The organism is uncultured Pontibacter sp., assembly GCF_947495565.1.
In the GTDB taxonomy this organism is placed as follows: domain Bacteria; phylum Bacteroidota; class Bacteroidia; order Cytophagales; family Hymenobacteraceae; genus Pontibacter.
In genome coordinates this window covers 121189-143858 of record NZ_CANLZM010000013.1, presented here as the reverse complement: position 1 = coordinate 143858, position 22670 = coordinate 121189, and the positions used below count along the sequence as shown (strand labels likewise).

19 protein-coding genes are annotated in these 22670 nt (G+C 48.1%); 11 read left to right on the top strand and 8 right to left on the bottom strand.

What is annotated here, in order from left to right:
- Window positions 1-5: 5 nt before the first annotated feature.
- The 3 genes from Q1B04_RS16215 (at window position 6) to Q1B04_RS16205 (ending at window position 4735) form a co-directional block, all read left to right on the top strand.
- Window positions 6-440, top strand: a complete 435-nt coding sequence (locus tag Q1B04_RS16215) for a VOC family protein (protein WP_299760688.1) — start codon at window positions 6-8, stop codon at window positions 438-440.
- A 177-nt stretch (window positions 441-617) separates the two neighbouring features.
- Entirely contained in the window at window positions 618-3527 is a 2910-nt protein-coding gene (locus tag Q1B04_RS16210; protein ID WP_299760686.1) for a PD-(D/E)XK nuclease family protein, read from the top strand.
- A 146-nt stretch (window positions 3528-3673) separates the two neighbouring features.
- Window positions 3674-4735: an oxidoreductase gene (locus tag Q1B04_RS16205; RefSeq protein ID WP_299760684.1), complete on the top strand. Its 1062-nt coding sequence runs from the start codon at window positions 3674-3676 to the stop codon at window positions 4733-4735.
- 164 nt (window positions 4736-4899) lie between these two features.
- Here the strand turns inward: Q1B04_RS16205 and Q1B04_RS16200 are convergent, their stop codons facing one another.
- Together Q1B04_RS16200 and msrA are read right to left on the bottom strand one after the other, a co-directional pair.
- Window positions 4900-5304, bottom strand: a complete 405-nt coding sequence (locus tag Q1B04_RS16200; RefSeq protein ID WP_299760682.1) for a phage holin family protein — start codon at window positions 5302-5304, stop codon at window positions 4900-4902.
- A 68-nt stretch (window positions 5305-5372) separates the two neighbouring features.
- The gene (gene msrA, locus Q1B04_RS16195; protein WP_299760680.1) at window positions 5373-6047 is read right to left on the bottom strand and encodes a peptide-methionine (S)-S-oxide reductase MsrA; all 675 of its coding nucleotides are present in this window, start codon (window positions 6045-6047) and stop codon (window positions 5373-5375) included.
- Between the two features lie 116 nt (window positions 6048-6163).
- On the opposite strand from msrA, the gene Q1B04_RS16190 reads away from it, so the two are divergent.
- Window positions 6164-6982 (top strand): aminotransferase class IV, encoded by an 819-nt coding sequence (locus tag Q1B04_RS16190; protein WP_299760678.1) that lies wholly within the window; start codon window positions 6164-6166, stop codon window positions 6980-6982.
- A gap of 162 nt (window positions 6983-7144) precedes the next feature.
- Entirely contained in the window at window positions 7145-7861 is a 717-nt protein-coding gene (locus Q1B04_RS16185) for a 3-ketoacyl-ACP reductase (protein WP_299760676.1), read from the top strand.
- A 63-nt stretch (window positions 7862-7924) separates the two neighbouring features.
- On the opposite strand, the gene Q1B04_RS16180 is transcribed toward Q1B04_RS16185, so the two are convergent.
- The 3 genes from Q1B04_RS16180 to Q1B04_RS16170 all read right to left on the bottom strand — a co-directional run bounded on the left by Q1B04_RS16180 (window position 7925) and on the right by Q1B04_RS16170 (window position 12345).
- Window positions 7925-10591 carry a SusC/RagA family TonB-linked outer membrane protein gene (locus tag Q1B04_RS16180; RefSeq protein ID WP_299760674.1) on the bottom strand — a complete coding sequence of 889 codons (2667 nt, stop codon included), beginning with the start codon at window positions 10589-10591 and terminating at the stop codon, window positions 7925-7927.
- Window positions 10592-10717: 126 nt separating this feature from the next.
- Window positions 10718-11482 (bottom strand): MBL fold metallo-hydrolase, encoded by a 765-nt coding sequence (locus Q1B04_RS16175; RefSeq protein ID WP_299760672.1) that lies wholly within the window; start codon window positions 11480-11482, stop codon window positions 10718-10720.
- Window positions 11483-11550: 68 nt separating this feature from the next.
- Window positions 11551-12345, bottom strand: a complete 795-nt coding sequence (locus Q1B04_RS16170) for a thymidylate synthase (RefSeq protein WP_299760670.1) — start codon at window positions 12343-12345, stop codon at window positions 11551-11553.
- Between the two features lie 218 nt (window positions 12346-12563).
- Here Q1B04_RS16170 and Q1B04_RS16165 point away from each other — a divergent pair, with 218 nt between their 5' ends.
- The 4 genes from Q1B04_RS16165 to Q1B04_RS16150 all read left to right on the top strand — a co-directional run bounded on the left by Q1B04_RS16165 (window position 12564) and on the right by Q1B04_RS16150 (window position 18158).
- Window positions 12564-14822, top strand: coding sequence for an MMPL family transporter (locus Q1B04_RS16165; RefSeq protein WP_299760668.1), 2259 nt, complete (start codon window positions 12564-12566; stop codon window positions 14820-14822).
- 66 nt (window positions 14823-14888) lie between these two features.
- Entirely contained in the window at window positions 14889-15476 is a 588-nt protein-coding gene (locus Q1B04_RS16160) for a hypothetical protein (protein WP_299760666.1), read from the top strand.
- A 146-nt stretch (window positions 15477-15622) separates the two neighbouring features.
- Entirely contained in the window at window positions 15623-17566 is a 1944-nt protein-coding gene (locus Q1B04_RS16155) for an AAA domain-containing protein (protein ID WP_299760664.1), read from the top strand.
- A 79-nt stretch (window positions 17567-17645) separates the two neighbouring features.
- Window positions 17646-18158, top strand: a complete 513-nt coding sequence (locus tag Q1B04_RS16150; RefSeq protein ID WP_299760662.1) for a peptidylprolyl isomerase — start codon at window positions 17646-17648, stop codon at window positions 18156-18158.
- 289 nt (window positions 18159-18447) lie between these two features.
- Here the strand turns inward: Q1B04_RS16150 and Q1B04_RS16145 are convergent, their stop codons facing one another.
- Window positions 18448-19620 (bottom strand): Gfo/Idh/MocA family oxidoreductase, encoded by a 1173-nt coding sequence (locus Q1B04_RS16145; RefSeq protein ID WP_299760660.1) that lies wholly within the window; start codon window positions 19618-19620, stop codon window positions 18448-18450.
- Window positions 19621-19837: 217 nt separating this feature from the next.
- Entirely contained in the window at window positions 19838-20425 is a 588-nt protein-coding gene (locus Q1B04_RS16140; RefSeq protein WP_299760658.1) for an ACP phosphodiesterase, read from the bottom strand.
- A gap of 143 nt (window positions 20426-20568) precedes the next feature.
- Between Q1B04_RS16140 and Q1B04_RS16135 the strand changes: the two genes are divergently transcribed.
- Window positions 20569-21069, top strand: coding sequence for a pyridoxamine 5'-phosphate oxidase family protein (locus tag Q1B04_RS16135; protein WP_299760656.1), 501 nt, complete (start codon window positions 20569-20571; stop codon window positions 21067-21069).
- Window positions 21070-21175: 106 nt separating this feature from the next.
- Window positions 21176-21901: a DUF3291 domain-containing protein gene (locus Q1B04_RS16130; RefSeq protein WP_299760654.1), complete on the top strand. Its 726-nt coding sequence runs from the start codon at window positions 21176-21178 to the stop codon at window positions 21899-21901.
- A gap of 14 nt (window positions 21902-21915) precedes the next feature.
- Here the strand turns inward: Q1B04_RS16130 and Q1B04_RS16125 are convergent, their stop codons facing one another.
- Window positions 21916-22641 carry a DUF1003 domain-containing protein gene (locus Q1B04_RS16125; RefSeq protein ID WP_299760652.1) on the bottom strand — a complete coding sequence of 242 codons (726 nt, stop codon included), beginning with the start codon at window positions 22639-22641 and terminating at the stop codon, window positions 21916-21918.
- Window positions 22642-22670: the final 29 nt, after the last annotated feature.

Below are 22670 nucleotides of genomic sequence, written 5' to 3'. Positions count from 1 at the left end.
TAACTATGGAGCAACGACTGACAATGATCACTTTAGGGGTAAAGAACCTGCAGCGGTCCAAAGAATTTTACCACCAGGTATTCGGATGGCGTTCCGTTGAGACGGACTCTGAAAGTATAGTTTTCTTTCAGTTGCAGGGCATACTGCTGGCGCTTTTCCCGCAGGAGTCTTTGGCAGACGATGCGGGAGTTTCAGCGGAAGGCAGCGGTTTTAAGCGCTTCTCCCTTGCCCACAACGTGCGCTCTAAGCAGGAGGTGGATGAATTGGTTGCGCAGCTGGAGGAAAAAGGCGCTACAGTAGTAAAACACCCGGAGCAGGTTTTCTGGGGTGGTTACAGCGGCTACATCTCAGACCCGGACGACAATTTATGGGAGATCGCCTACAACCCATTCATGCTTCCGGAAGAACCAAAAGGGCCAAGGCATACCTCTATCCATTAAGGATCAGGATTTTCAGGATTAGAAGATGAACAAGATTATCTACTATTAATTAGTGCTTATACTTCAGATAAAAGGTCTAAATATCAAGGAATTTTTGGAAGTATCCAATCTTTGAAATCTGGTAAATCCTGACTCAGACCATAATCACTCATTCACCCACTCAAAACTAAATACCGCGTGCAAACCTTTCTGGAGCTAACGGCTAAGTACATTTACGAAAAGTATAAAGAAAACATAAGTGAGCTGTGTGTAGTGCTTCCGTCGCGCCGTGCGAGCTTTTTCTTTAAGACGGCCTTGGCACAGGCGGCACCGGAACCGATCTGGTCGCCGGAGGTCTATGCCATGGAGGATTTTATCCGGAAACTCTCCAAAACCGATGTGCTGGAGCCGATAAACCTGCAGCTGGAGCTGTTTGACCTCATGCGGGAGCAGGACCCGAAGCTAGACTTTGACAACTTTGTAACCTGGGCTGGCACCCTGCTGGAGGATTTCAACCGCATCGACCAAAACCTGGTAGACACCACCAAGCTGTTCGAGTACCTGGGCGAGGCGAAGGCATTGGAGCGCTGGGACCCCAAATTTCTGGGGAAAGAACTCTCTCCCACCCTTAAAAAGTATTTCAGCCTTTGGGATAACATAGAGAAAACCTACCACAGGCTGCAGGAGCGGCTGCTGGCAAACAAGCAGGCTTATACGGGCATGGCTTTCCGTAAAGTGGCCCGCAACATCGAAAGTATAGCCAAAGGCAGCGATTGCCAGCAGTATATATTTATTGGCCTCAACAGCCTTACGCGTTCCGAGGAAAAGATCATCAGGACACTGCTGAAGCACGACAAGGCGGAAGTACTGTTTGATACCGATGAGTTTTACATGGATGAGCAGGGCCTCAGCAACAGAGCCGGGAGCTTCTTGCGCCAGTATAAAAGCACCTGGAACCTGCCGGAGTGGCGTTGGCAGCAAAATCTGCTGCTGACGGATGAAAAGGAAATCAATGTGATTGGAGTGGCCAACGCCAGCATGCAGGGCAAACTGGCTGGCCAGCTGTTGCAGGAGATTCGGGAGCAGGACAAGCATGCCCAGACCGCCATTGTGTTGCCCGACGAAACATTGCTGTTGCCTGTGCTGCACTCCATACCAGCGGATATTCCGTCTTATAACGTTACGATGGGCCTCAGCTTTCGGGGCACACCGCTGTTTAACCTCATTGATCTGCTGTTTGAGGTGCACCTAACAGGCGTAACGCAGTTGCAGAGCTCCGGCTACAAAGTATACCAGTACCATCACCTGAGTGTCACCAAACTGCTCACGCACCCTTTCATCAGGAGGTATGAGTTATACTTAAATGAACAGCCGGAGCAGGCCAAATTCCATGGCATGATGCAGCAGGTGCTGGATAAGATGGTGCAGGAGAACAAGGTACTGATAACGGCGCAGGAGCTGCTGGAGCTAAGCCAGCACCACCCGCTATTTGAAGTGCTATTCAGAACCTGGCGCGACTGCGACGATATTATACTGGCCATGTACCAGTTAATCGAGTTGCTGCGCGAAGTATACACCCATGGCCGCAACAGCATCGAAACCGAGTACCTCTACATATTTTATACTTTAGTGAAGCGCCTCGACACTATTTTCGATTGCCGCGAACATAAGATTTCGGTGCGCAGCTTCCGCAAGTTTCTGTATGAACTGATTTCTCAGACAAGGCTGCCGTTTAGCGGGGAGCCGATTTCGGAGGTGCAGATTATGGGTATGCTGGAGACGCGTGCGCTGGATTTTGAGAACCTGATCATACTTTCTGTTAACGAAAACGTGCTACCGGCGCCAAAGCGGCAAGAGTCGCTGATGCCTTACGATGTGCTGCGCGAGTTCGGCCTGCCTACCTACTCCGAGACCGAGGGAGCCATGGCATACAATTTCTATCGCCTGCTGCAGCGCGCTAAAAAGGTTAACCTGCTTTATGTGCTGCCTTCAGACACCTACGGCTCCGGCGAGAAAAGCCGCTTTATACTACAGCTGCAAAACGACCTGGCGCTCCGCAACCCAAACATTAAATTTCGGGATATGATTGCGGCTGTGGAGCAGCAGGAAACGCGCAAGTACCAAGAAGACATTCTGATAGAAAAAACTCCGGAAACTATAGCACAGCTGCGGCAGGAACTGGAGCGTGGCCTCTACCCTTCCCACCTGAACATGTACATCAACTGCTCACTGCAGTACTACTTTACGCGCATCGCCAAAATGCAGGAAGTGGATGAGGTGGAAGAGCAACTTGGGGCAGATCAGTTTGGTACCATTGTGCACCAGGTTTTAGAGGATTTTTTTCGGCCGCACGAGCAAACCGGAGACCCTATACTTGCCGTGCATGTGGAGCAGATGCTGCAGGCGCTGCCAGAAAAGGTAAAGCAGGAGTTTAGTAAAGTTACGCTGGGTGCCAAGCCTGAGCGGGGCATGAATTACCTGCTCTACAAGGTGGCGGTGGAGGTGCTGGAGAAATACCTTCAAAAATTAAAGGATTCTGATGAGCTGCCGCTGTACGTGCTGCGCCTCGAAGAAACACTGGCCACCATACTTCCAGTGCAAGTTGGCGATGAAGTAGTAAACGTGCGCATAGCCGGAAAAGCCGACCGAATAGACCTTACCGGGCACGAGCTGCGCGTAATCGACTATAAAACCGGAAAGGTGGAGCAGAACCAGTTGCGCATTAAACCAGAAGACGTAGCGCTACATTTCCTAACAGATCAGAAGTATGGCAAAGCCCGCCAGCTTTGGCTGTATGAATATGTGCTGAAGCGGGTGCTGGAGGAGCAGCCGGGAACCATACTTCGCCACGCCCAACACATTTCCCTACTAAGTATAAACCCAAAATCCGGCATACTTTCCTTCCGAAATCTGGAGCCGGGCGTGCTGTCTTCGGAGTTTAACTTTATGGAGGAGGATAATGCCACGCCAAAGGATTTTGTAGCTGCCTCCGAAGAGCTGCTCGGAGATTTTGTGCGCCGCATGCTGGACCCACTGGAGCCTATCCAAAAAACAAAAGACCTGGACGTGTGCCAATGGTGCGCCTACAAAGGGATTTGTGCCAGATAATCTCTCTAAATGACCCGAGTATAAAGCTTTTGAAATCAACTAATTACTTAGCACAACAGCAGCCCAAAGCGTTTTAAAGACTTCTTGTGGCTGACAGAGCGCTGGTTTAGCAGCCAGATACTTTAACATCATACTTAAAAATTAAAATGACGCAACTTATAAATGTAGGCCTGTTAGGCTTCGGAATGGCAGGTAGAATCTTTCATGCGCCTTTTATAGCCAATGTTCCGGGGCTTAAACTGACTAAAATAAAAGCAAACCGCGAAGAGAGTATAGCCTTAGCCAAGCAACGCTTTCCGGAGGCAGAGGTAGTGCCGCAGGAGCAGGACATTTTCGGGGATGCAAGTATAAATTTGGTAGTGGTTGCCACGGGAAACGCCACACATTTCGCGCTGGCAAAGGCGGCCTTGCAGGCAGGAAAGCATGTGCTGGTTGATAAGCCTTTTACCATCACCAGTGCCGAAGCGGAAGAACTGATTGCCTTAGCCCAGGAAAAACAGAAACTGCTGACAGTATTTCAGAATCGCCGCTGGGACAGTGACTTTAAAACGGTGCAGAAAGTGCTGCAAAACCAACTGCTGGGAAATCTGGTTGAGTATGAAGCTCATTTCGACCGTTTCCGCAACCAGATTAAACCAAACACTTGGAAAGAGGAAGATCTGCCGGGCGGAGGTATTCTTTACGACCTCGGCTCCCATTTAATTGACCAGGCGCTATATTTGTTCGGAGAGCCAGAGGAAGTGTTTGCCGACGTGAAAGTACAGCGGCAAAAATCAAAAGTGCCGGATTATTTTGAAGTGGTATTGCAGTATAAAACCTTGAAAGCCATACTTAAAGCCAGTATGCTAGTCCGTGAAAACGGGCCGCATTTTTTACTGCACGGCACCAAAGGCTCTTTTGTAAAGTATGGCATGGATGTGCAGGAGGAGCAGCTAAAACTTGGAAATTTTCCGGCCAACGCTACTGACTGGGGTGTGGAGCCGGAGCAGAACTGGGGAACAATAAATACTGATTTGCAGGGACTTCACTTTAAAGGAAAAATAGAAAGCGAAGCGGGCGATTATACAGGCTTGTACGAAAATGTTTACAAAGCTATACTTGGCCAGGAGGAATTAGTGGTTAAACCAGAGCAGGCCCGTAATACCATAAAAGTTATAGAATTGGCTATGCAAAGCAGCTGGGAAAAGCGAAGTATAAAGTACAGCTAAACCTGCTTCTTTAACTGTTTATCTAGCTTCAGAGTAGATGCAGCCTAAAAGTATAACACTTTAAACATAAGGCCTCCAATACCTTGGTATTGGAGGCCTTATGTTTAAAGTTATTTAGTAGTGGAATCGTCAACGTATTTTATAATTAACAGCCATCTTAAAGATTAAACAGTAGCTAAAAACTCAATTTTTGGCTGCACATCCTGTTGCTGCAGCGAATAATCATCGTTATCGCCGCTGCCCAAACCGACCAGGTACAGCGCCACCGCAGTAGTAATGGCTATGATAACAGCAGGCAGAAAGCCATCCACCTTAAAGTTGCTCACCAATTTGTCTACCAGCTTAATCATAAGCGCAGTAACGATAATACTCACAATAGCCTCCAACAGGAAAAACGACACCAAATTGAGTACGCCTCCTAAAATCCAGCCGATGGTAGCGTTAAAAATACCGATCAGAAAAGCCACCCAAAGTGCGGTCCAGAAGCTTTTGACATGTACACTTGGCAAAAGATAAGCCAGCAGCAAAATCACGCCGGCGCTCACAAGCAAATCAATTATAAATCCCATAGTTTTATTTTAGGTATTAATTTATTTTCAGCCTTCTACTACGGTTACAGATTCAAAAAGATAAATACTTACCTTACATATTCAGGTTTCAGCTTATCCTGGTAGTTGTCTTCAAACTTCTTAACCTTTGGCTTAGCAACAGATACCACGTAAGGGTCCTGCGGGTTTCGGCGGTAATAGTCCTGGTGATACTCCTCGGCAGGCCAGAATTTTTTGAACGGCTCCACATACGTCACAATTTCGTTCTGGTAAGCGCCGGCTTCCTCCAGCTGCTTTATATACTTTTCAATTTGCCCTTTTTCTTCCGGAGTGCGGTAAAACACAGCAGACCTGTACTGCTTACCATAGTCAGGGCCTTGGCGGTTAAGGGTTGTCGGGTCATGTGTGGCGAAAAACACCTCAAGCAACTCCTGATAAGAAATTTGATCTGGATTATAGTACACCTGAACAGCTTCCGCATGGTCGGTAAGGCCAGCGCTGACCTGCTTGTAAGATGGCTCCGCCTGTTTGCCGCCGGAGTAGCCCGAAATAACAGCCTCCACACCTTTCAGCCTTTCAAAATAAGCCTCTGTGCACCAAAAGCAGCCACCGGCAAAAACGGCGCTAGGCAAACCAACTGTATCCGCTTCCTGCGTCTGCACATCGTTACCGGTCATCTGCACGCGGTTACCGTTGGTAGCCTCCGTGCAGGCAGTGTAACTTAAAATTACAAATAGAAAAAATGGTAAACTCTTGATTATCATACTTAAATGGATATAATTTAGTGTACGCGAAGCCGAATGAGTGGTTTTAGCTGAAATTCCAGCAAAACACTCGGCGCAATCATTTAATTTTATACTTTAACCACAATTCGAGCGTCTTGTTTATACTTTACAACAACCAGCTGATTCCTGAGCAGTATCTGTGCATTCCTATTTCTGATAGAGCCTTCCAGTATAACGACGGTTTTTTTGAGACAGCTATTGTTGTTAATGGTGTTATCCGGTTCTGGCCTGAGCATCTCCAGCGTATGCGAGAGGCAGCTACTGTGCTGGACCTGCAGCTGCCGGATTATTTTTTTCAGACTGCTTTCAAAGAGCAGCTCCTGCTACTGGCCCAGCAAGAGAACGCCATAAACTATGCCAGACTTAAACTTAAAGTATGGCGAAGCGGCGAAGGCTTGTATACTCCTCAAACAAACCAGGTTTATTGGTACGCTACACTGCAACAAGCCGCTCCTGCTCCACAAGCTGCACTACACATTGGCATTTGCCAGAATGTAAATACCGTCTGCACACCTCTTTCTCATTTTAAAGGGCCTAATGCACAGCTTTATGTGCTGGCCGGGCTTGAGAAGAAAGCGCACCAGCATGATGATATGCTCCTGCTGACGCAGCAAGGTATGATAGGTGAGCTCATCTCTTCCAATATTTTTTGGCTGAAGGATAATGTCCTTTTCACGCCCGGCCTAACATCTGGCTGCGTAAACGGCATTCTGCGGCGCAACATCATCAAGTGGTGCACCTCTCAACAAATAAAAGTGCAGGAAGTACTACAGAACCTCGACCAGCTGCAACACGCTGATGCTGTTTTCTCAGCAAACGTAACAGGTATTCGTGGGTTGGCCAGTTTAAATGGCACACCTTTAAACCAGCAGAACGATTTTCTGAAGATGCTGCGCTCAGCCTTGCAGCTATAAAAACCCGCCTTAAAAGTTTAGCGTTTAAAAGTATATTCCGAAAAGCAACAGATAGTCTTATTTAGAGACACTGGCTGCTGGCAATGGAGCTTCCTCCCTATTCACTTGAATTTTTAAGTTAGGGTCTATATATTTGTATCTACAAATAACAAGCATACTTACATGGAATCTATCAAAGGAAAAAACGCACTGGTAACTGGTGCCGGTAAAGGCATTGGCCGGGCACTGGCTATAGCTTTAGCAGCAGAAGGCGTAAATGTAGCGCTGATGGCACGTACCACCAGCCAGTTAGAAGAAGTAGCGGAAGCCGTAAAGGCAAAAGGTGTGAAGGCGGCTGTTATAACTGCAGACGTAACGGATATAGAAGCTGTAAATACGGCTGTTGCTCAGGCTAGAGAGCAACTAGGCCCGATTGATATTTTGATTAACAATGCCGGTGTTGGTGCTTTTGGCAAGTTCCTGGAAATGGAGCCGGAGAAATGGGAAAGCATCATCAAAGTAAATCTGATGGGGCCATACTATGTAACCCGTGCGGTGCTGCCGGAAATGATGGAGCGCCAGACAGGCGACATCGTAAACGTATCGTCTACGGCGGGGCAGAAAGGTGCGCCGGTTACCAGTGCCTACAGCGCATCCAAGTTTGGTTTGATCGGTATGTCGGAGTCGCTGATGCAGGAAGTGCGCAAGCATAACATCCGCGTGACTACCCTCACCCCGAGCACCGTTGCCACTGATATGGCTATTGATCTGAAGCTGACTGACGGCAACCCGGAGCGTGTGATGCAGCCGGAGGATTTTGCCGAACTGGTAATCTCCCAGCTAAAGCTAAACCGCCGCGTATTTGTAAAAGAAGCCGGCTTGTGGTCTACTAATCCTTAACAATAATAGGCTCAACTAAAAACAATCAGCCCCCGCAGTTTATACTTCGGGGGCTGATTGTTTTTAGTATAAATTCATTTGAAGGCCAAAGCTAAAAGTACGTGGCTGTGCGTAAGTGTAGCCATCTATACCACCGGCAACCCCTGGCTCCTGCCCTTTATACTTTGTGAGGGTAAATGCATTTTGCATGGTGGCGTAAATGCGAAGAAGCGGATTGTTGTTCTTTGATGTGCCTATGCTATAACCCAGCTGCAGGTGTTCTAACCGCAGGAAAGATGCGTCCTGAACATAATAATCTGAAAAAGGCTGCAGCTCTTCTAGTTCTGTTTCCAATGCGCTTTGAGAGATGTTCCTGAAATGGTCGTTATAGGTGTCCAGCATATTGAAAGCTCCCTGTACCGCAGCTACATTGTTATAGCTGTAGTTGCCTAGCTGGCTATGCAGTAAAATAGAAGCATCCAGGCGTTTATACTTTACATAAGAACGGAAGCCGCCATGCGCTTTTGGTGTAGCAGACTTGTAAGCAAAACGATCTGCCCAAGTGTAGAAACCATCCTGATTAGTGTCGGCAAACTTGCCCGGCAGCAGCTGTCCCTCCGGCCCGTATTGCTGTTTATACACATAAAAAGAGGAAGCAGGATAACCTGTACGATGGATCTGAATTTCACCTAATCCGCCCGCTATATTGCCTGCAACAGCGCCAGACTTCGTTTCGCCCAAATCCCGAATTTCGTTGTTCTCAAACGCTCCGCTGAGCCCAAGCTGCCAAACCAAATCCTTTTTCTGCAGCACGTTATAGTTCAGCGACCATTCCAGCCCGCTCGTTTTATAACTGCCATAGTTCATCAACTCATAACCGGTGCTGTAGCTGCCATAAGCCACAGGAACCTGCAGCAGCAGATCATCATATATTGCGTTGTACACATCAACAGAGACTTGCAATCTGTTTTGAAACCATCCTGTTTCCAGCCCCACATTATACTCGGTGGAGCTTGCAGGTTTTAATTCAGCCGGAATAGATCCACCCTGTATTACATAAAGCAAATCAGAACGCTCGTTGCTCCAATCCATCTTGCCAAGTATGCCGTAGCTGGCTCGCCAAATAAGTGTTGTGAGAGACGGCAGTTTTTCAGTGAAACCTAATCCTGCCGCATTCCATGAAATACCCAAAGCTCTGGACAAGAAATTCCTGTTGTCTTCGGCAAATCTGGAAGAACCGTCATTCCGAAGCGTGGTATTTAGCTCCAACCTACGGCCAAATGTATAACTAAGCCTTCCGAACAAAGACTGCAGTTCCAGGGTATTACTGTTGCCAACAGCACCTTTCAACTCGCGCCCATAATGATTAGTGTGCGCTTCCTGCAGGTTTCGCTCCTCCCAGCTTTGCCTATTTAAGCCCGCCATTATGTTAAAGCTGCTGTTTATGGCTTCCAACTTGTGGCTGTAACCTAAGCTAAACTCCAGAAACTGATTTTCTGCGGTTTGCTTGTTCTTCCAGTTTAAGCCGTTCGTTAAGGCATATTTTGCCATGTTTGCGGGAGCGTGAAATGACCTTTGGTTCTCTGCATGGTCAACTGCCACATTTAACCGGGCATGCAGCGCTGGCAAAAAGTGAAAAGCATAATCAGCTGAAAGGCTGGTAATGTTTCTGTTTGATGTCCCCAAATCTTCGGGTTGCTCTAACAAACTAAGGGGGTTAAAAGGAGCTAAATAAGATCGATCGCCGGAATCCACGTAGGTAAAGTAATTGCCGTAGCTGTTTCTGTCCATAACCGGTTTGGTTGGGTCAAAAAGAGCAGCAGCAACTATTGCCATTTCATCTGCAAAGGTAGTCTTCACGGAAGCGCTGCGCAGGTTAAGGTCCAGCTTCAGGTGGTCTTTAAACAAGCTTGGCTGTAGGTTTACAGCAGCGGATGTTCGCCGAAGCTTTGATGTCTTCAGCACGCCGTTATGGTTTAGATAGCCTACTGAAACGAGATAGGGCAGTTTACCCAGTGCGCCACTTATATTCAGCTGATTATCGGCACCGTAGGCTGTTCGGTATATTTCGTCCTGCCAGTCTGTTTGAGCCGGCCCAAGTGCCATTTCATGCTCCTTCCCAACCTGTTGGCCTATTACCTTCCGGAACTCATCGGCAGAGAGAACCGGTATTTTACCTGTAGCCGTAGCCATAGCGCCTGTCATCGAGAAGCTGAGCATAAAGCCGTTTTCTGGCTTATCGTTCTTGCGCGTAGTAATTAGGATAACCCCATTACTGCCTCTGCTCCCATACATGGCCGTAACTGAAACGTCTTTCAGTACAGTGACGCTGGAAATATCATCCAGATTAATAAAACTCAAAGGGTTATCTACTCCGGTCATTGGGTCATGAAACAGAGGAACACCGTTCAGGATTACCAGCGGCTGATTAGCCCCTGCAAAACTGCTCCCCTGCCTGATCCGCATTTGGCCTGCAGCACCGGGCGCACCACTAACAGGGCTCACCAGCAAACCAGGAAAAGCCCCGGCAAACAGCTGTTCCGGCGTCACCAGTAATCCTTTGTTCAGTTGGACAGATGAAAGTGTTACCTGAGGGGCGGTTACTTTATAATCAGCTGGCTTCTCATGCGCTGCCTGGAGCGTATCGATTGCCACAGATTGCCCTGAAGCGTTAAAGTTGAAGTATAATAAGCCAAAAGTAAGGCTGCCAAGTTTCATCAGCTTGGCGATAGAGAGTAAAGTTTGTTTCAAAGTGAGCTGCCAATAAGTTATAAATCTGGCTCAAAATTAACAGGTTTAGCGAAACTCACTAGCCCCTAAATCAAAAAAGCACAGACTCTACGGCCTGTGCTTTTTTGATTTTGAAAATGCTTGTTGTTACTGTGCCGGATACCAATCTTTAAGGCGCACTTCAATGTCTTTGTTTTTGCTGCTCACCAGCTGTTTGAACTTCTCAACATCGCTCAGGCCATTTTGGCCGCGGTAATGATACGGGTAAATAACTTTAGGCTTAAACTCCAGCACCGCATCGGCTGCCTGGTCCACGTCCATGGTATAAGGCAGGTTCATACTTATAAAAGCCACGTCAATGTTTTTGAGGCTGCGCATTTCTGGTATGCCTTCCGTATCGCCGGAAATGTACACGCGCTTGCCTCCCATCTCGAGCAGGTAGCCGTTGCCTCTACCCTTCGGGTGGCGCGCATCGGCCGTGTCGGGCAGGTTGTACATGGGCATAGCCTTTAAGGTTATACCTTGCTGCATACTTTGGCCGTCGTTATCCAGCACCACAAGTTGCTGCTTAAACTGCTCGGGCAGTCGCTCGGCCACAGCACGGGGAACCACCATTTTAATGCCTTTGGTATCAAGAGCTGCCAGAGTGGCCGTGTCCAGGTGGTCGCCATGAATGTCGGTAATAAGTATAAGATCAGGCTTAGGAATGCTGGCAAATGCTTCTGCTCCGCCAGTTGGGTCCACGTAAATATGCTTGGCTTTATACTTTAGCACCAGCGTGCCATGGCTAACCGGTTGAATTATAAATGGGCCGCCACTCGTTTTAAGCGTATCCGGTTCGGGTAGCTGCTGTGCCTGCGCCCCCAAAAAAGCAAGGCTAAAGACAAAAGCAAGAATGGATCTGATGATCATAAACTATAGGTTAAATTGAAAGGATGATAATCGAATTCATACGAAATCTATCCTTTTTCGGCTAAAACCTAAACTGCAACAGGCGCTTTAATACCCGGATGAGGATTGTAATTTACCAGCTCAAAATCTTCAAACTTAAAATCGAAGATGTTCTGCACCTCTGGGTTGAGTTTCATTTGCGGCAGCTCGCGCGGCTCGCGGGTTAGCTGTAGCTGCGCCTGCTCCAGGTGGTTAAGGTACAGGTGCGTATCGCCGCCAGTCCAGATAAACTCACCCGGCTCCAGGCCTGTTACCTGCGCCATCATCAGAACCAGCAGCGCGTAAGAAGCAATGTTGAAAGGCACACCTAAAAACACGTCTGCGGAACGCTGGTACAATTGGCAGCTTAGTTTACCGTCTGCTACATAAAACTGAAAAAACGCATGGCAAGGCGGCAGCTTCATGTTTTCGATTTCGGCTACGTTCCAGGCGCTCACTATAATGCGGCGCGAATCAGGGTTGTTCTTTAGCTGGTTCACCACCTGAGAAATCTGGTCTATGTGGCGGCCATCCGGAGTAGGCCAGTTACGCCATTGTGAGCCGTAAACCGGGCCTAAGTCACCGTTTTCGTCTGCCCACTCATCCCAAATGCTCACGCCGTTTTCCTTCAGGTACTTTATGTTTGTATCACCCCGCAGAAACCAAAGCAACTCATGTATAATAGAGCGCAGGTGCACTTTTTTAGTGGTTACCAACGGAAAACCCTGCTGCAAATCAAAACGCATCTGGTAGCCAAAAACACTCAGGGTACCTGTACCGGTTCTGTCCTCTTTCTTTACCCCGTTTTGCAGTATATGCTGCATTAAGTCTAAATATTGCTTCATGGTATGGATGCTCTTTTTGTGCGGCTATAAAGTTATAGGTTTTTTGTGGAAGGAGCCATTTGTGTTATACTTATACTTAGCCCAGGCCGCTAAGCGGTTGTCGCTCATCTAAATTTGTGCCATTGCGGAGCAGAAGTTTTTATGCCTCATCCAAACAAAAGCAAATGATAGGAGTTATTTTTGCGTTCATAGTGCCTCTAAACCCTATCTAAATACCTTTGAGCTACAGAAAATTAAGTTACCTGGTGCTGCTTACCGTTACGGTGCTTACGGCCCTGAGTATATACTTTGCCTCCCGACTGCGGTTTGATTACAATTTCGATAATTTTTTCCCGAAAGGCGATCCTGACCTCACCTATTACTTTAGTTACCGCGATAAGTTTGGCAACGACAACGACTACCTCCTCATTGGCCTAGACAACCAGGGAAAAAGCTTATTTGACAAGCAGTTTCTCACCAAAGTTGACAGCCTGACCAGTTTTCTGCAGCGGCAACCCCATGTAGAAGGGGTACTCTCGCCAACCACGGTTAAAAGCCCGGTGATAGAGCAGTTCGGATACTTTGAGATTCCATACCTGCATGCCTCAGAACCCGAACGATACGAGCAGGACTCCATCAATATTTATACTTCTAAAGAGCTGATCGGAACCTTGTTTTCAGAAGACGCCACGGCTGTGTCTTTGTTTGTGCAGACAACGGATAACCTAAGCAAAGAGGCCAGCGATACCTTGATGTCTGCCCTGAACCTGAAGCTGGAGGAGCTGCAGCTGCAGGAGGAGCACATAGCCGGAAAGGCGCTGGCGCAATCTGTATTTGTGGAGAAGATGCAGGTAGAACTGGCCATTTTTATGTCAGCCTCCATCCTATTGGTAATTTTCTTTCTGTGGATTGCTTTCCGCACGGCCTGGGGCGTGCTGGTGCCGCTGGTGGTGGTGCTGCTGTCGGTGCTGTGGGCGATGGGCGTGATGGGCTTATTCAACAAACCGATAGACCTGATGACCGTGCTGCTGCCCACCATCATGTTTGTGGTTGGCATGTCTGACGTAATCCATATCCTCTCCAGGTACATTACTGAAATCGGGAGCGGAAAAGAGAAAATCCCGGCGCTTAAGATAACTGTCAAGGAAGTCGGCATGGCCACTTTTTTAACCTCGCTTACCACGTCCATCGGTTTCCTGACCTTGCTTACTACTGCCATCGTACCCATACGTAACTTCGGTCTTTACACGGCTGTGTCAATTGGTTTGGCTTTTATACTTGCATTTACTGTTTTGCCGGCTATCCTGCTGCTCATCAAAGAACCAAACAAGGCAAGAGCCAGAACTGTAAGCTTCTCGTGGCCGGTTATGATGCGCAACCTGCTGCGTTTTGTGCTGCTTCACCCCAAAGCCATACTTGCCTCCAGCACCTTCATTATACTTCTGAGCCTGGTGGGCATCAGCCAGATAAAAGTGGACACCACGCTGCTGGAAGATCTAGGCGATGAAGACCCTATTATTCAGGACTTCAATTATTTTGAGCAGAAGTTTTCTGGTGTGCGCCCGTTTGAGCTGCATTTGGTTGCCGGAGCCAATCGCTCTATGTTTGATGCGGAGGTGCTGCAGGAGGTGCAGGAGCTGGAGGATTACCTGTACAACACGTACGGCCTCAACTTCATCACCTCTCCTGCCACTATAGTTAAAACCCTGAACAGGGCGCAGAATGGCGGGCTGCAGGAATATTATACTTTGCCGGATTCTAAAAGCGGACTTCAAAGTATAAAACGACGGCTGCAGGCTTTCCGCAACCGCGAGGAGCTGCGAAGTGTGGTAACTCCAGACGCTACCGAAGGCCGGCTAAGCGGCAAGATGAAAGACATTGGCAGCGCCCGCGCCAGTGTGCTCAACGATTCCTTGCGCACCTTTATCAGCCAAAACATTAACCCCGACCTGCTACAGACGCGCCTCACAGGCAGTGCTCTCCTGATGGACAAGAACAACGAGTACGTGACTTCTAACATGATGCAAGGGCTCCTGATCGCTTTTGGAGTGGTAGCGGTTATTGTCGGTTTAATTTTCCGCTCCTTCAGGATGATCATCATTTCCTTGATACCCAATATTATACCTTTACTGATGATTGGCGGCATAATGGGTTTTATGGGCGTCAAGCTTACCGTCTCAATTTCCATCATCTTCACCATCGCTTTCGGAATAGCCGTGGACGACACCATACACTTTCTGAGCAAGCTGAAGCTGGAGCTGATGGCCGGCAAATCACTGCCTTATGCGCTAAAGAGCACGTTTATCTCTGCTGGCAAAGCCATCATTATCACATCCTGCATACTGGTTGCGGGCTTTCTTACGCTGGTTCTCTCTACCTTTGATGCGACCTATTATGTGGGCCTGTTCGTGAGCCTCACACTGGTCTTTGCCGTGGTGGCGGACCTGCTGCTTCTGCCGGTGCTCCTGCTTTTTTTCTACAAGCATCCTAAAAAATAAATTAGGCCTAATCCAATAAGGATGACCATATTTGCGTGTAAATTAAAGGATAAGTATAGAAGAGAGATGATGAAGAGAATATTTGCGCTAGCAATGCTTTGCCTTTTTTTTGTAGGGGCGCAGGCCCAGACCGAAGAGCAGGTGCAGCAAGAGGATAAACTGTCGCGGCTGCTGAGTGAGCGGGAGCAGCTGATACTGGAATACCAATATTACAAGCAGCAGAACAGCAGTTTCTGGGGCACCCAGTCTAAAAAAGACCTCATCAATATTATCGAGACGCTCAAGAAAATCATTAATAAAGATACTGAGCTTGTTGGGGCGGTAAAGGAAAACAGCATCAGGCAGATTGCGCAAAACAAAGTGCAAACCTCCAGAGAGGGCAAACTCACCATCGAGGATCAGCGCAACTTCGAGAAGCAGGTAAGCAGCCTGAAAAGCGAAGTGAAAACACTGGAGAGCACGCTGCGCAAAAAAGACCGAGAAATGGCCGAACTGCAAACGCAGGTAAAGGCAAGCTATGACGTAAAGTATGGCAAAGATAAAGTGATAAGTGTGCTGGCCGTAGGCGCTTTTATACTTTTGCTTTACGCCGTTTTTCTGCAGATTCGCCTGAACAAGGCCAACGCTAAACCCCGCAAGAAAAAGAAAGCGTAAACTATACTTTGCGCCGGGGCAATGAATTTAAAAAGGGATACATTTTGTTATGCCTTGCACTTAGCAGGTATAACTTTTATACTTGAGGAATAAAACTAAAGGATGGAGGCTGGGGCAAAACGACCAGCCTTTCTTTTTTGATATACATGAGCGAAATACTATTTGAACTGAAGCGGGTACAGGAGCTGCTGAAAATAGAGCAGGAAGAAGACCGCCAGCAATACAAGATAAAAAGCCTGAAGAGCACGATTGCAGAGCGTAAAGCAATGGGGTTCTGCTGGTATCCTGTTACCATATCCAAAGAAGAAATCGGTTTCGGGAATAAGGTGGTGATAGAATTGGAGCGTACCAAAGACCGCGACCAGCTGCACCTGTTTCAGGTTGGTAAAACGGCGGCCTTGTTCAGCAACAGCGGCGAGCGCCAAAGCTTAAATGGTGTGGTGGTAGGCCTGAAGCGCAACAAAGTGCAGCTGGCAACCAACAAGGAAGACCTCCCCGACTGGATAGACGATGGCCGCCTCGGCATAGACCTCACCTTTGATGAAATGAGCTACCGCGAGATGGAGATAGCCATGAAAAAGGTGATTGAAGCTTATAAAACCCGGCTGGCGGAACTGCGTGATATCCTGCTCGGCGATATGCCCGCCCACTTTGCAGAGGCTTCCATGGATGCTATTCCATCGCTGAACCAATCGCAGAATGAGGCGGTCCGTAAAATTGTGCAGGCAAAGGATGTGGCCATTATCCACGGCCCGCCGGGAACAGGCAAAACCACCACGCTGGTGCAAGCCATACTTACTACGCTGCACACCCAGAAGCGCCTGCTCGTAACAGCGCCTTCCAACACAGCCGTAGACTTACTAACAGAGAAACTGGCTAATGAGGGCGTTAACGTTATCCGTATCGGCAATCCATCCCGTGTTTCTGATGTGCTGCTGGAGCATACTTTAGATGCGCAGGTAATGGCGCACCGCTCTTATAAAAACCTGAAAGAACTCCGTAAAACGGCTGAAGAGTATAAGCGCATGGCTTTCCAGTTTAAGCGCAAATTCGGGCATGAGGAGCGGGCGCAGCGGCAGCTGTATAAGTTGGAGAGCAAACGTCTGCTGGATGAGGCCGACCGTGTGGAAGAATATATTACCGAAGATCTTCTGAACAACGTGCAGGTGATTACGTGCACGCTGGTAGGCGCTGCCAACAAAGCCATCCGCCATTTGGAGTATGATACAGTGTTTATTGACGAAGCAGCCCAGGCGCTGGAGCCAGCCTGCTGGATTCCAATTTCCAGGGCCAAACGCGTGGTGCTGGCCGGCGACCATTGCCAGCTTCCCCCTACTGTTAAATCCTATGAGGCTGAGCAGAAAGGCTTAGGCAAAACCCTGTTTGAGAAGTGCATTGAACGTCAGCCTGAAGTATCGGTGATGCTGAAAACGCAGTACCGTATGCACCACCACATCATGGAGTTCTCGAACCAACAGTTTTACAAGGGCGAGCTTATGGCTCATGAAAGCGTGCACAGCAGCGACCTGCATGAGTATAACCCTCACTTTGCGGCAGGTTTAGCGGTAGAGTTTATAGATACGGCCGGCTGCGGCTACAATGAAGTGGATACGCCTGAGAGCAGCAGCTCCGCAAACCCTGATGAGGCGAACCTGCTGCTCAACCACCTGGCACACTTGCTAAAGGATTACAGCCATGCCGATGAGGAGGTGGAGCACCTGCGCATTGGCGTAATCGCCCCTTACCGCGCTCAAATTAATTATCTGGAAGACCGTATTGAGCATATGCCACAGCTACACGAACTGAGGCAGCTGCGGCATTTATCCGTTGGCACTGTAGACAGCTTTCAGGGGCAGGAGCGCGATATCATCTACATCAGCATGACACGCAGCAATGAGCAGGGCGAAATAGGCTTTCTAGCAGACATGCGCCGTATGAACGTAGCCATGACGCGGGCCAAGAAAAAAATGGTAATTGTGGGGGATAGCGCCACCTTAAGTCAGCACCCTTTCTACGCTTCTTTCTTAAACTACGTAGAGAGTATAAATGCCTACCGCAGTGCCTGGGAGCTGCAGGAGCTGATGGCATAAACCTGTAAATATTGTACAAAGCTTAGAGGTCTGGATATATTTTCCTAACTTTCTATTATTAGAAATTAAACGACAAGACATGAAAATTGAAAAAAACAAAGTAGTTACGCTCTCTTATGAATTGCGAATCATGGACGAGCAGGGCGAGACAAACCTGATAGAAACAGCCGATAAAGAGCAGCCAATGGTGTTCATCTACGGCTTGAGTGGTCTTCCTGAGCAATTTGAAGAAAAGCTTGACGGTCTGTCGGTAGGTGATGATTTTGATTTTAAACTCGATGCCGAGGAAGGCTATGGTAACCAAGACGATAACGCCGTGGTGGATCTGCCAAAGCAGGCTTTTGAAATAGAGGGCGCCGTGCCAGAGGATATGCTTGCCATCGGCAACTATATCCCGATGACGGATAGTGAAGGTAACCAGTTGCAAGGACGTGTTGTAGATGTAACTGCCGATACTGTAAAGATGGATTTCAACCACCCGCTGGCTGGCAAAGAATTATACTTTAAAGGTAAAGTGGAAAACATCCGCGAGGCTACGCCAGAAGAAATTTCTCATGGCCACGTGCATGGCGAAGGCGGCGTACAACACTAAGCCCCGCTATAGTTTAAAGTGTAAAAAGAGAGCTGCTGGATATCCAGCAGCTCTCTTTTGTTTCAGGAATTATACTTTGAGCCTGTTTAGAATTTATTAATACTATACTGCCTGCCCTTGCTGCATGTTTTCACCAGCAAGATTTACAGCATCTGCATTTTGATTGTTGGTGAAAAACACCAACAATGGCGGGTGTAGGCCCTACAACCAAAAACTTTAAACAGCTTCTTTTCCTATACTTTATCAAGCACCTAAAATAAGATCATTTAATAATTAAACCAGCTGTCCTCTAAGTCTGAATTGCTACGCTCTCCCCTGTTCTAGCTGCCTCGTAAATCGCCTCTAGAATCCGGACATCCCGCAGTCCCATCTCACCGGGCACTTTGGTTTCATCGCCCTCCAGTACACACCTGGCAAAATCATCCATCTGGCGCGCCTGCTGGTTTACCTGGGGCAAATTCATCAGGCCTTCGTTTGTTTTGCCTTTAATGCCGGAGTAGCTGTAGGCAGGCTCCAGACGCCACCAGCCATTCTCGGCTTTGCCGTACAGCAGCCCTTCGTTTTTATTGTAGCTGGTGCGGCAGTTGGCCACAGCACCATTCGGAAACTCCATCTGCCAGCTTATAGACTGCTCCACGTCATCGAAATACTCTGGCCGGGTTACCTCCCCAAATTTAGCTGTAACAGCAGTCGGGGTCTCTCCCATCGTGTAAATAGCACCCTGCACACAGTAAATACCGAGGTCCATCAACGGGCCGCCGCCAGCTAGTTCTTTATCCAGTCGCCATTTGTCCGAGCTCCCGCTAAACACAAAGCTATCCGCGGCTTCAATCTGCTGCACAGCCCCGTAAACCTGCTGTTGCCCCAGCTCCATTACCCGAAGGTTATGCGGCTCGAAGTGCAGGCGGTAACCAATGGATAGCTTCACGTTATTCTGGTTGCAAGCCTCAATCATGTGCTTGCAATCGGCTACGGTGGTGGCCATTGGTTTCTCGCAGATGATGTGTTTTTTAGCCCTGGCACCGCGTATAGTATACTCTGCATGCATGCCGTTTGGCAGCACGATGTAGATGATATCGATGTCGGGGTTATCGGCTATCTGATCGTAGGTCTCGTAGTTGTAAACGTTCTTATCCGGAATGTTATACTTGCGCTTCCACTCCTCAGCTTTAGAGGGCGTACCGGTCACGATGCCGGCCAGGTAGCATTTTTCGGTTTCCTGAAGTGCCGGAGCGAGTTGGTTGGTGGCATAACTACCTAAGCCAACCAAGGCGATGCCCAATTTCTTTGAATTGCCGGAAGCTTGGTTAGTTTGCTGCTCCTGCTGCGTTTCCGAGCCCGAGGATTGACAGGAAGCCAGCGAGACCAAAGGCATCCCCAGCGTGGTGGCGCCAAAGGCTAAAGATAAATCTTTTAGAAATTTACGGCGGTTGTGCCGGAAGAGATAGCTGTGCTGTAACATAAGCGTTCAGTTTATTTTCATACTTTCATAAACAAAGTATAAGCAACTAACTATAAAAGGTTTAGCTATGATGTCAGCTCAGCTTGGAATTTAGCCTATGTAGTGAATTTTGAGAAACCTGAATCATAAACTATATTTCGTATACGGGCCTTGTCAATCACATTTGAAGTCATTATAAAGCGTTTAAGCAACAGATTATTTACTTCAAGTATAAATTTTAAATCAAATGGCTTTTTACTTCAGCTACGTAACATTCCAGGTCCGGGAAGAAAGCCCCGAAGTCTGCCTGGTATAAAGTATACTGCGCCTCTAACTCCTCCCCCGCAGTTTCCATACCCGACACGAAGGATGTGCGGCGGCTCATACCTTCAAAAGCCTGAGCCAAACCAGAAAACTCAGCATACGACTCCAACCAGTTCTGGCGCTGCATATACGGAAACAGCTGCTGCATGCGTAGGGGTAACATATCATACTGCTGTTGAATAATTGCGTATGCCTGCTGCACAAACTCCGCCAGGGGCACATTAGCATACTGCATGAAGTTCCGGGCCAAGAAATGGTCATAGTACATGTCGGCTATAACCGGGGAAAACTTTTTATACTTTGGCCGTAGCCGCACTTTTGTTTCAGCCACTATCGGATGGGTATCTGTGTATGTGTCTATCAGGCGGTGCAGCCGTATACCTCTGGCTATGCCCGCAGGGTACACGTCAAGCTGTTTCCCTTTCACGGCATCAGCCATAAAATTGCCTACTAAGAGTTGTTCATCGGAGCCAGACAAGTAAATGTGGGCTAGGTAGTTCACGTATTTTTGGCTAAGGTAGAAAGTATAAACAGGCTGCTGTACCTATTGTTTTAGCGGTTTTTTTTGGGTTGGGTTGCCTTTACCAGAAGTATAAACCCTAAGCACGATAGGCCCGTAATCTAACACAAACAAGATATAAAGCTATGAACACCGATCGTAACACCAAAGAGAACTTAGAGAAATTAATACATAAAATCAAAGATGTAAAAATTGCGATGATGACCACCGTGGATGACGATGGCACCTTGCGCAGCCGCCCCATGAAAACCCAAAAAACAGAGGCAGACGGCGATCTATGGTTTTTTACAGGATACGAATCCGGTAAAACGCATGAAATTGAGCATGACGCTCACGTTAATCTAAGCTTTGCCGACCCGGATGATAACCTTTATGTTTCCATATCAGGTAAAGCCCAGGTGCTGCGCGATCAGCAGAAAATAGATGAATTATGGAGCTCCGACATGAAAGCCTGGTTCCCGGATGGCAAGGAAGACAAAAACATAGGTCTTATCCGCGTTAAAATCGATAAAGCGGAATATTGGGACACGCCTAACAATACCATGGTTATACTTTACGGCATGGCAAAAGCGGCCATCACCGGCGAGCCTGCAAAAGGAGGCGAAAACAAGAAAATCAACCTATAGTATCAGGCTTAAATTATTTTACTGAAATTGCAAAGCAGGAGGCGTTGACTTAAGCGCCTCCTGCTTTGCGTTTAACCTCAAGTAGTCTTAACTCTCAGCGTATCCAATGCCACCAATAGCATCTACCTCTCCCCGATTAACCACCCTTACCCTATTTGGCATACGCAAGGGGCATTGGCGCTGGGGTCTGTCACAGATGGGTACTTCGGGGCCTAAGCTAGAGAAAGTATCTGGTCTGTTGTTCTTTAAGCTTTTGGGCAGCGGACACGGCAAAGGCTTTAGTATAAAACCGAACTTTAGGCGCTACGGCCTCATGTGCACCTGGCAAACAGAAGCTGACGCCGATGCTTTTCTGCAAAACTCCGCCCTCATACAGGAATACAGGCAACATACCCACGAAACCTGGACGATTAAACTATACCCCTATCAGCAGCATGGGCAATGGGATGGCGTGGCCCCCTTTTCTCCGGCCTTACCTGAAAAGCATAGCTCCGGCCCGATTGCGGTGCTAACGCGTGCAAGTATAAACTGGCGTGCTTTGCCTGGCTTTTGGCGTTTTGTGCCCAGCACAAGTAAGGCGCTGGAAAATGCCGAAGGCCTGGTCTGCTCCATTGGCTTGGGTGAGTTGCCGTTTGTCCGGCAGGCAACATTCAGCGTGTGGGAATCGGTGGAGGCGATGAAAAACTTTGCGTATAAGAGTCCGTTGCACCAGGAGGTCATGCGGCGCACCCGATCAGAGAACTGGTACAGCGAAGAGCTCTTTGCCCGTTTTAAACCTGTGGCCAGCGAAGGCACTTGGAACGGCGTTGACCCAACGGCAAGTATACTTTAACCTGAGCAGCAGCTTCAGGAATGGTTTTTCTTCGCCTTGAGCTGCTGCATAATATCCTCCAACAGGTCGAGCTGCATTTGCTGTATTTCTACTAAATGCTGGTTCTGGTGCATAAGCAGGTGGTCGAGCTTCTCGTGCAGCAGCCTTATCTCCAGTTCCGCTTTCAGGTTGATTTTGTAGTCGTGTTCAGAGCGCAGCCTGTCTTTGGTCTCCTGCCGGTTCTGGCTCATCATGATAATAGGTGCCTGAATGGCGGCCAGGCAGGACAAAATCAAATTTAAAAGTATAAACGGGTATGGGTCGAAGGGCCGTGATGCCAGCAAAAACACGTTTATCATCATCCAGATCAGCAGGAATGAGAAAAAGATGCTGATAAAGGTCCAGCTGCCGCCAAAGCTGGCTATGTGGTCGGCCATTCGGTTGCCCAGGCTGATGTCTTCTTCCAACTCATCTTCCACGTTGCTGGAGAGTAACTCCTGTTGGTTTATACTCTTCACCACCTCCTCTTCCAGCTCTGTAAGTTCGCCGAGCTCTTGCCGCAGCAGTTGCTCCAGGTATAACTTGCGGTACTTGGTCAGCACATCCAGGGCCACGAACTTTTCCACGTCAAAATCCGGAAAATCGGCCTTAATCAGATCTACTACTTTTTGACGAATGGCTTTACCTGGCACCAGCAAGTGCAGCGGCAAATGCTTTTTAGTGATCTGGCAAAAACCAAAAGGCTCCCGGTGGCGCTTCATAGGTATAAGTAAGCAGGTTGCTCTCTTAT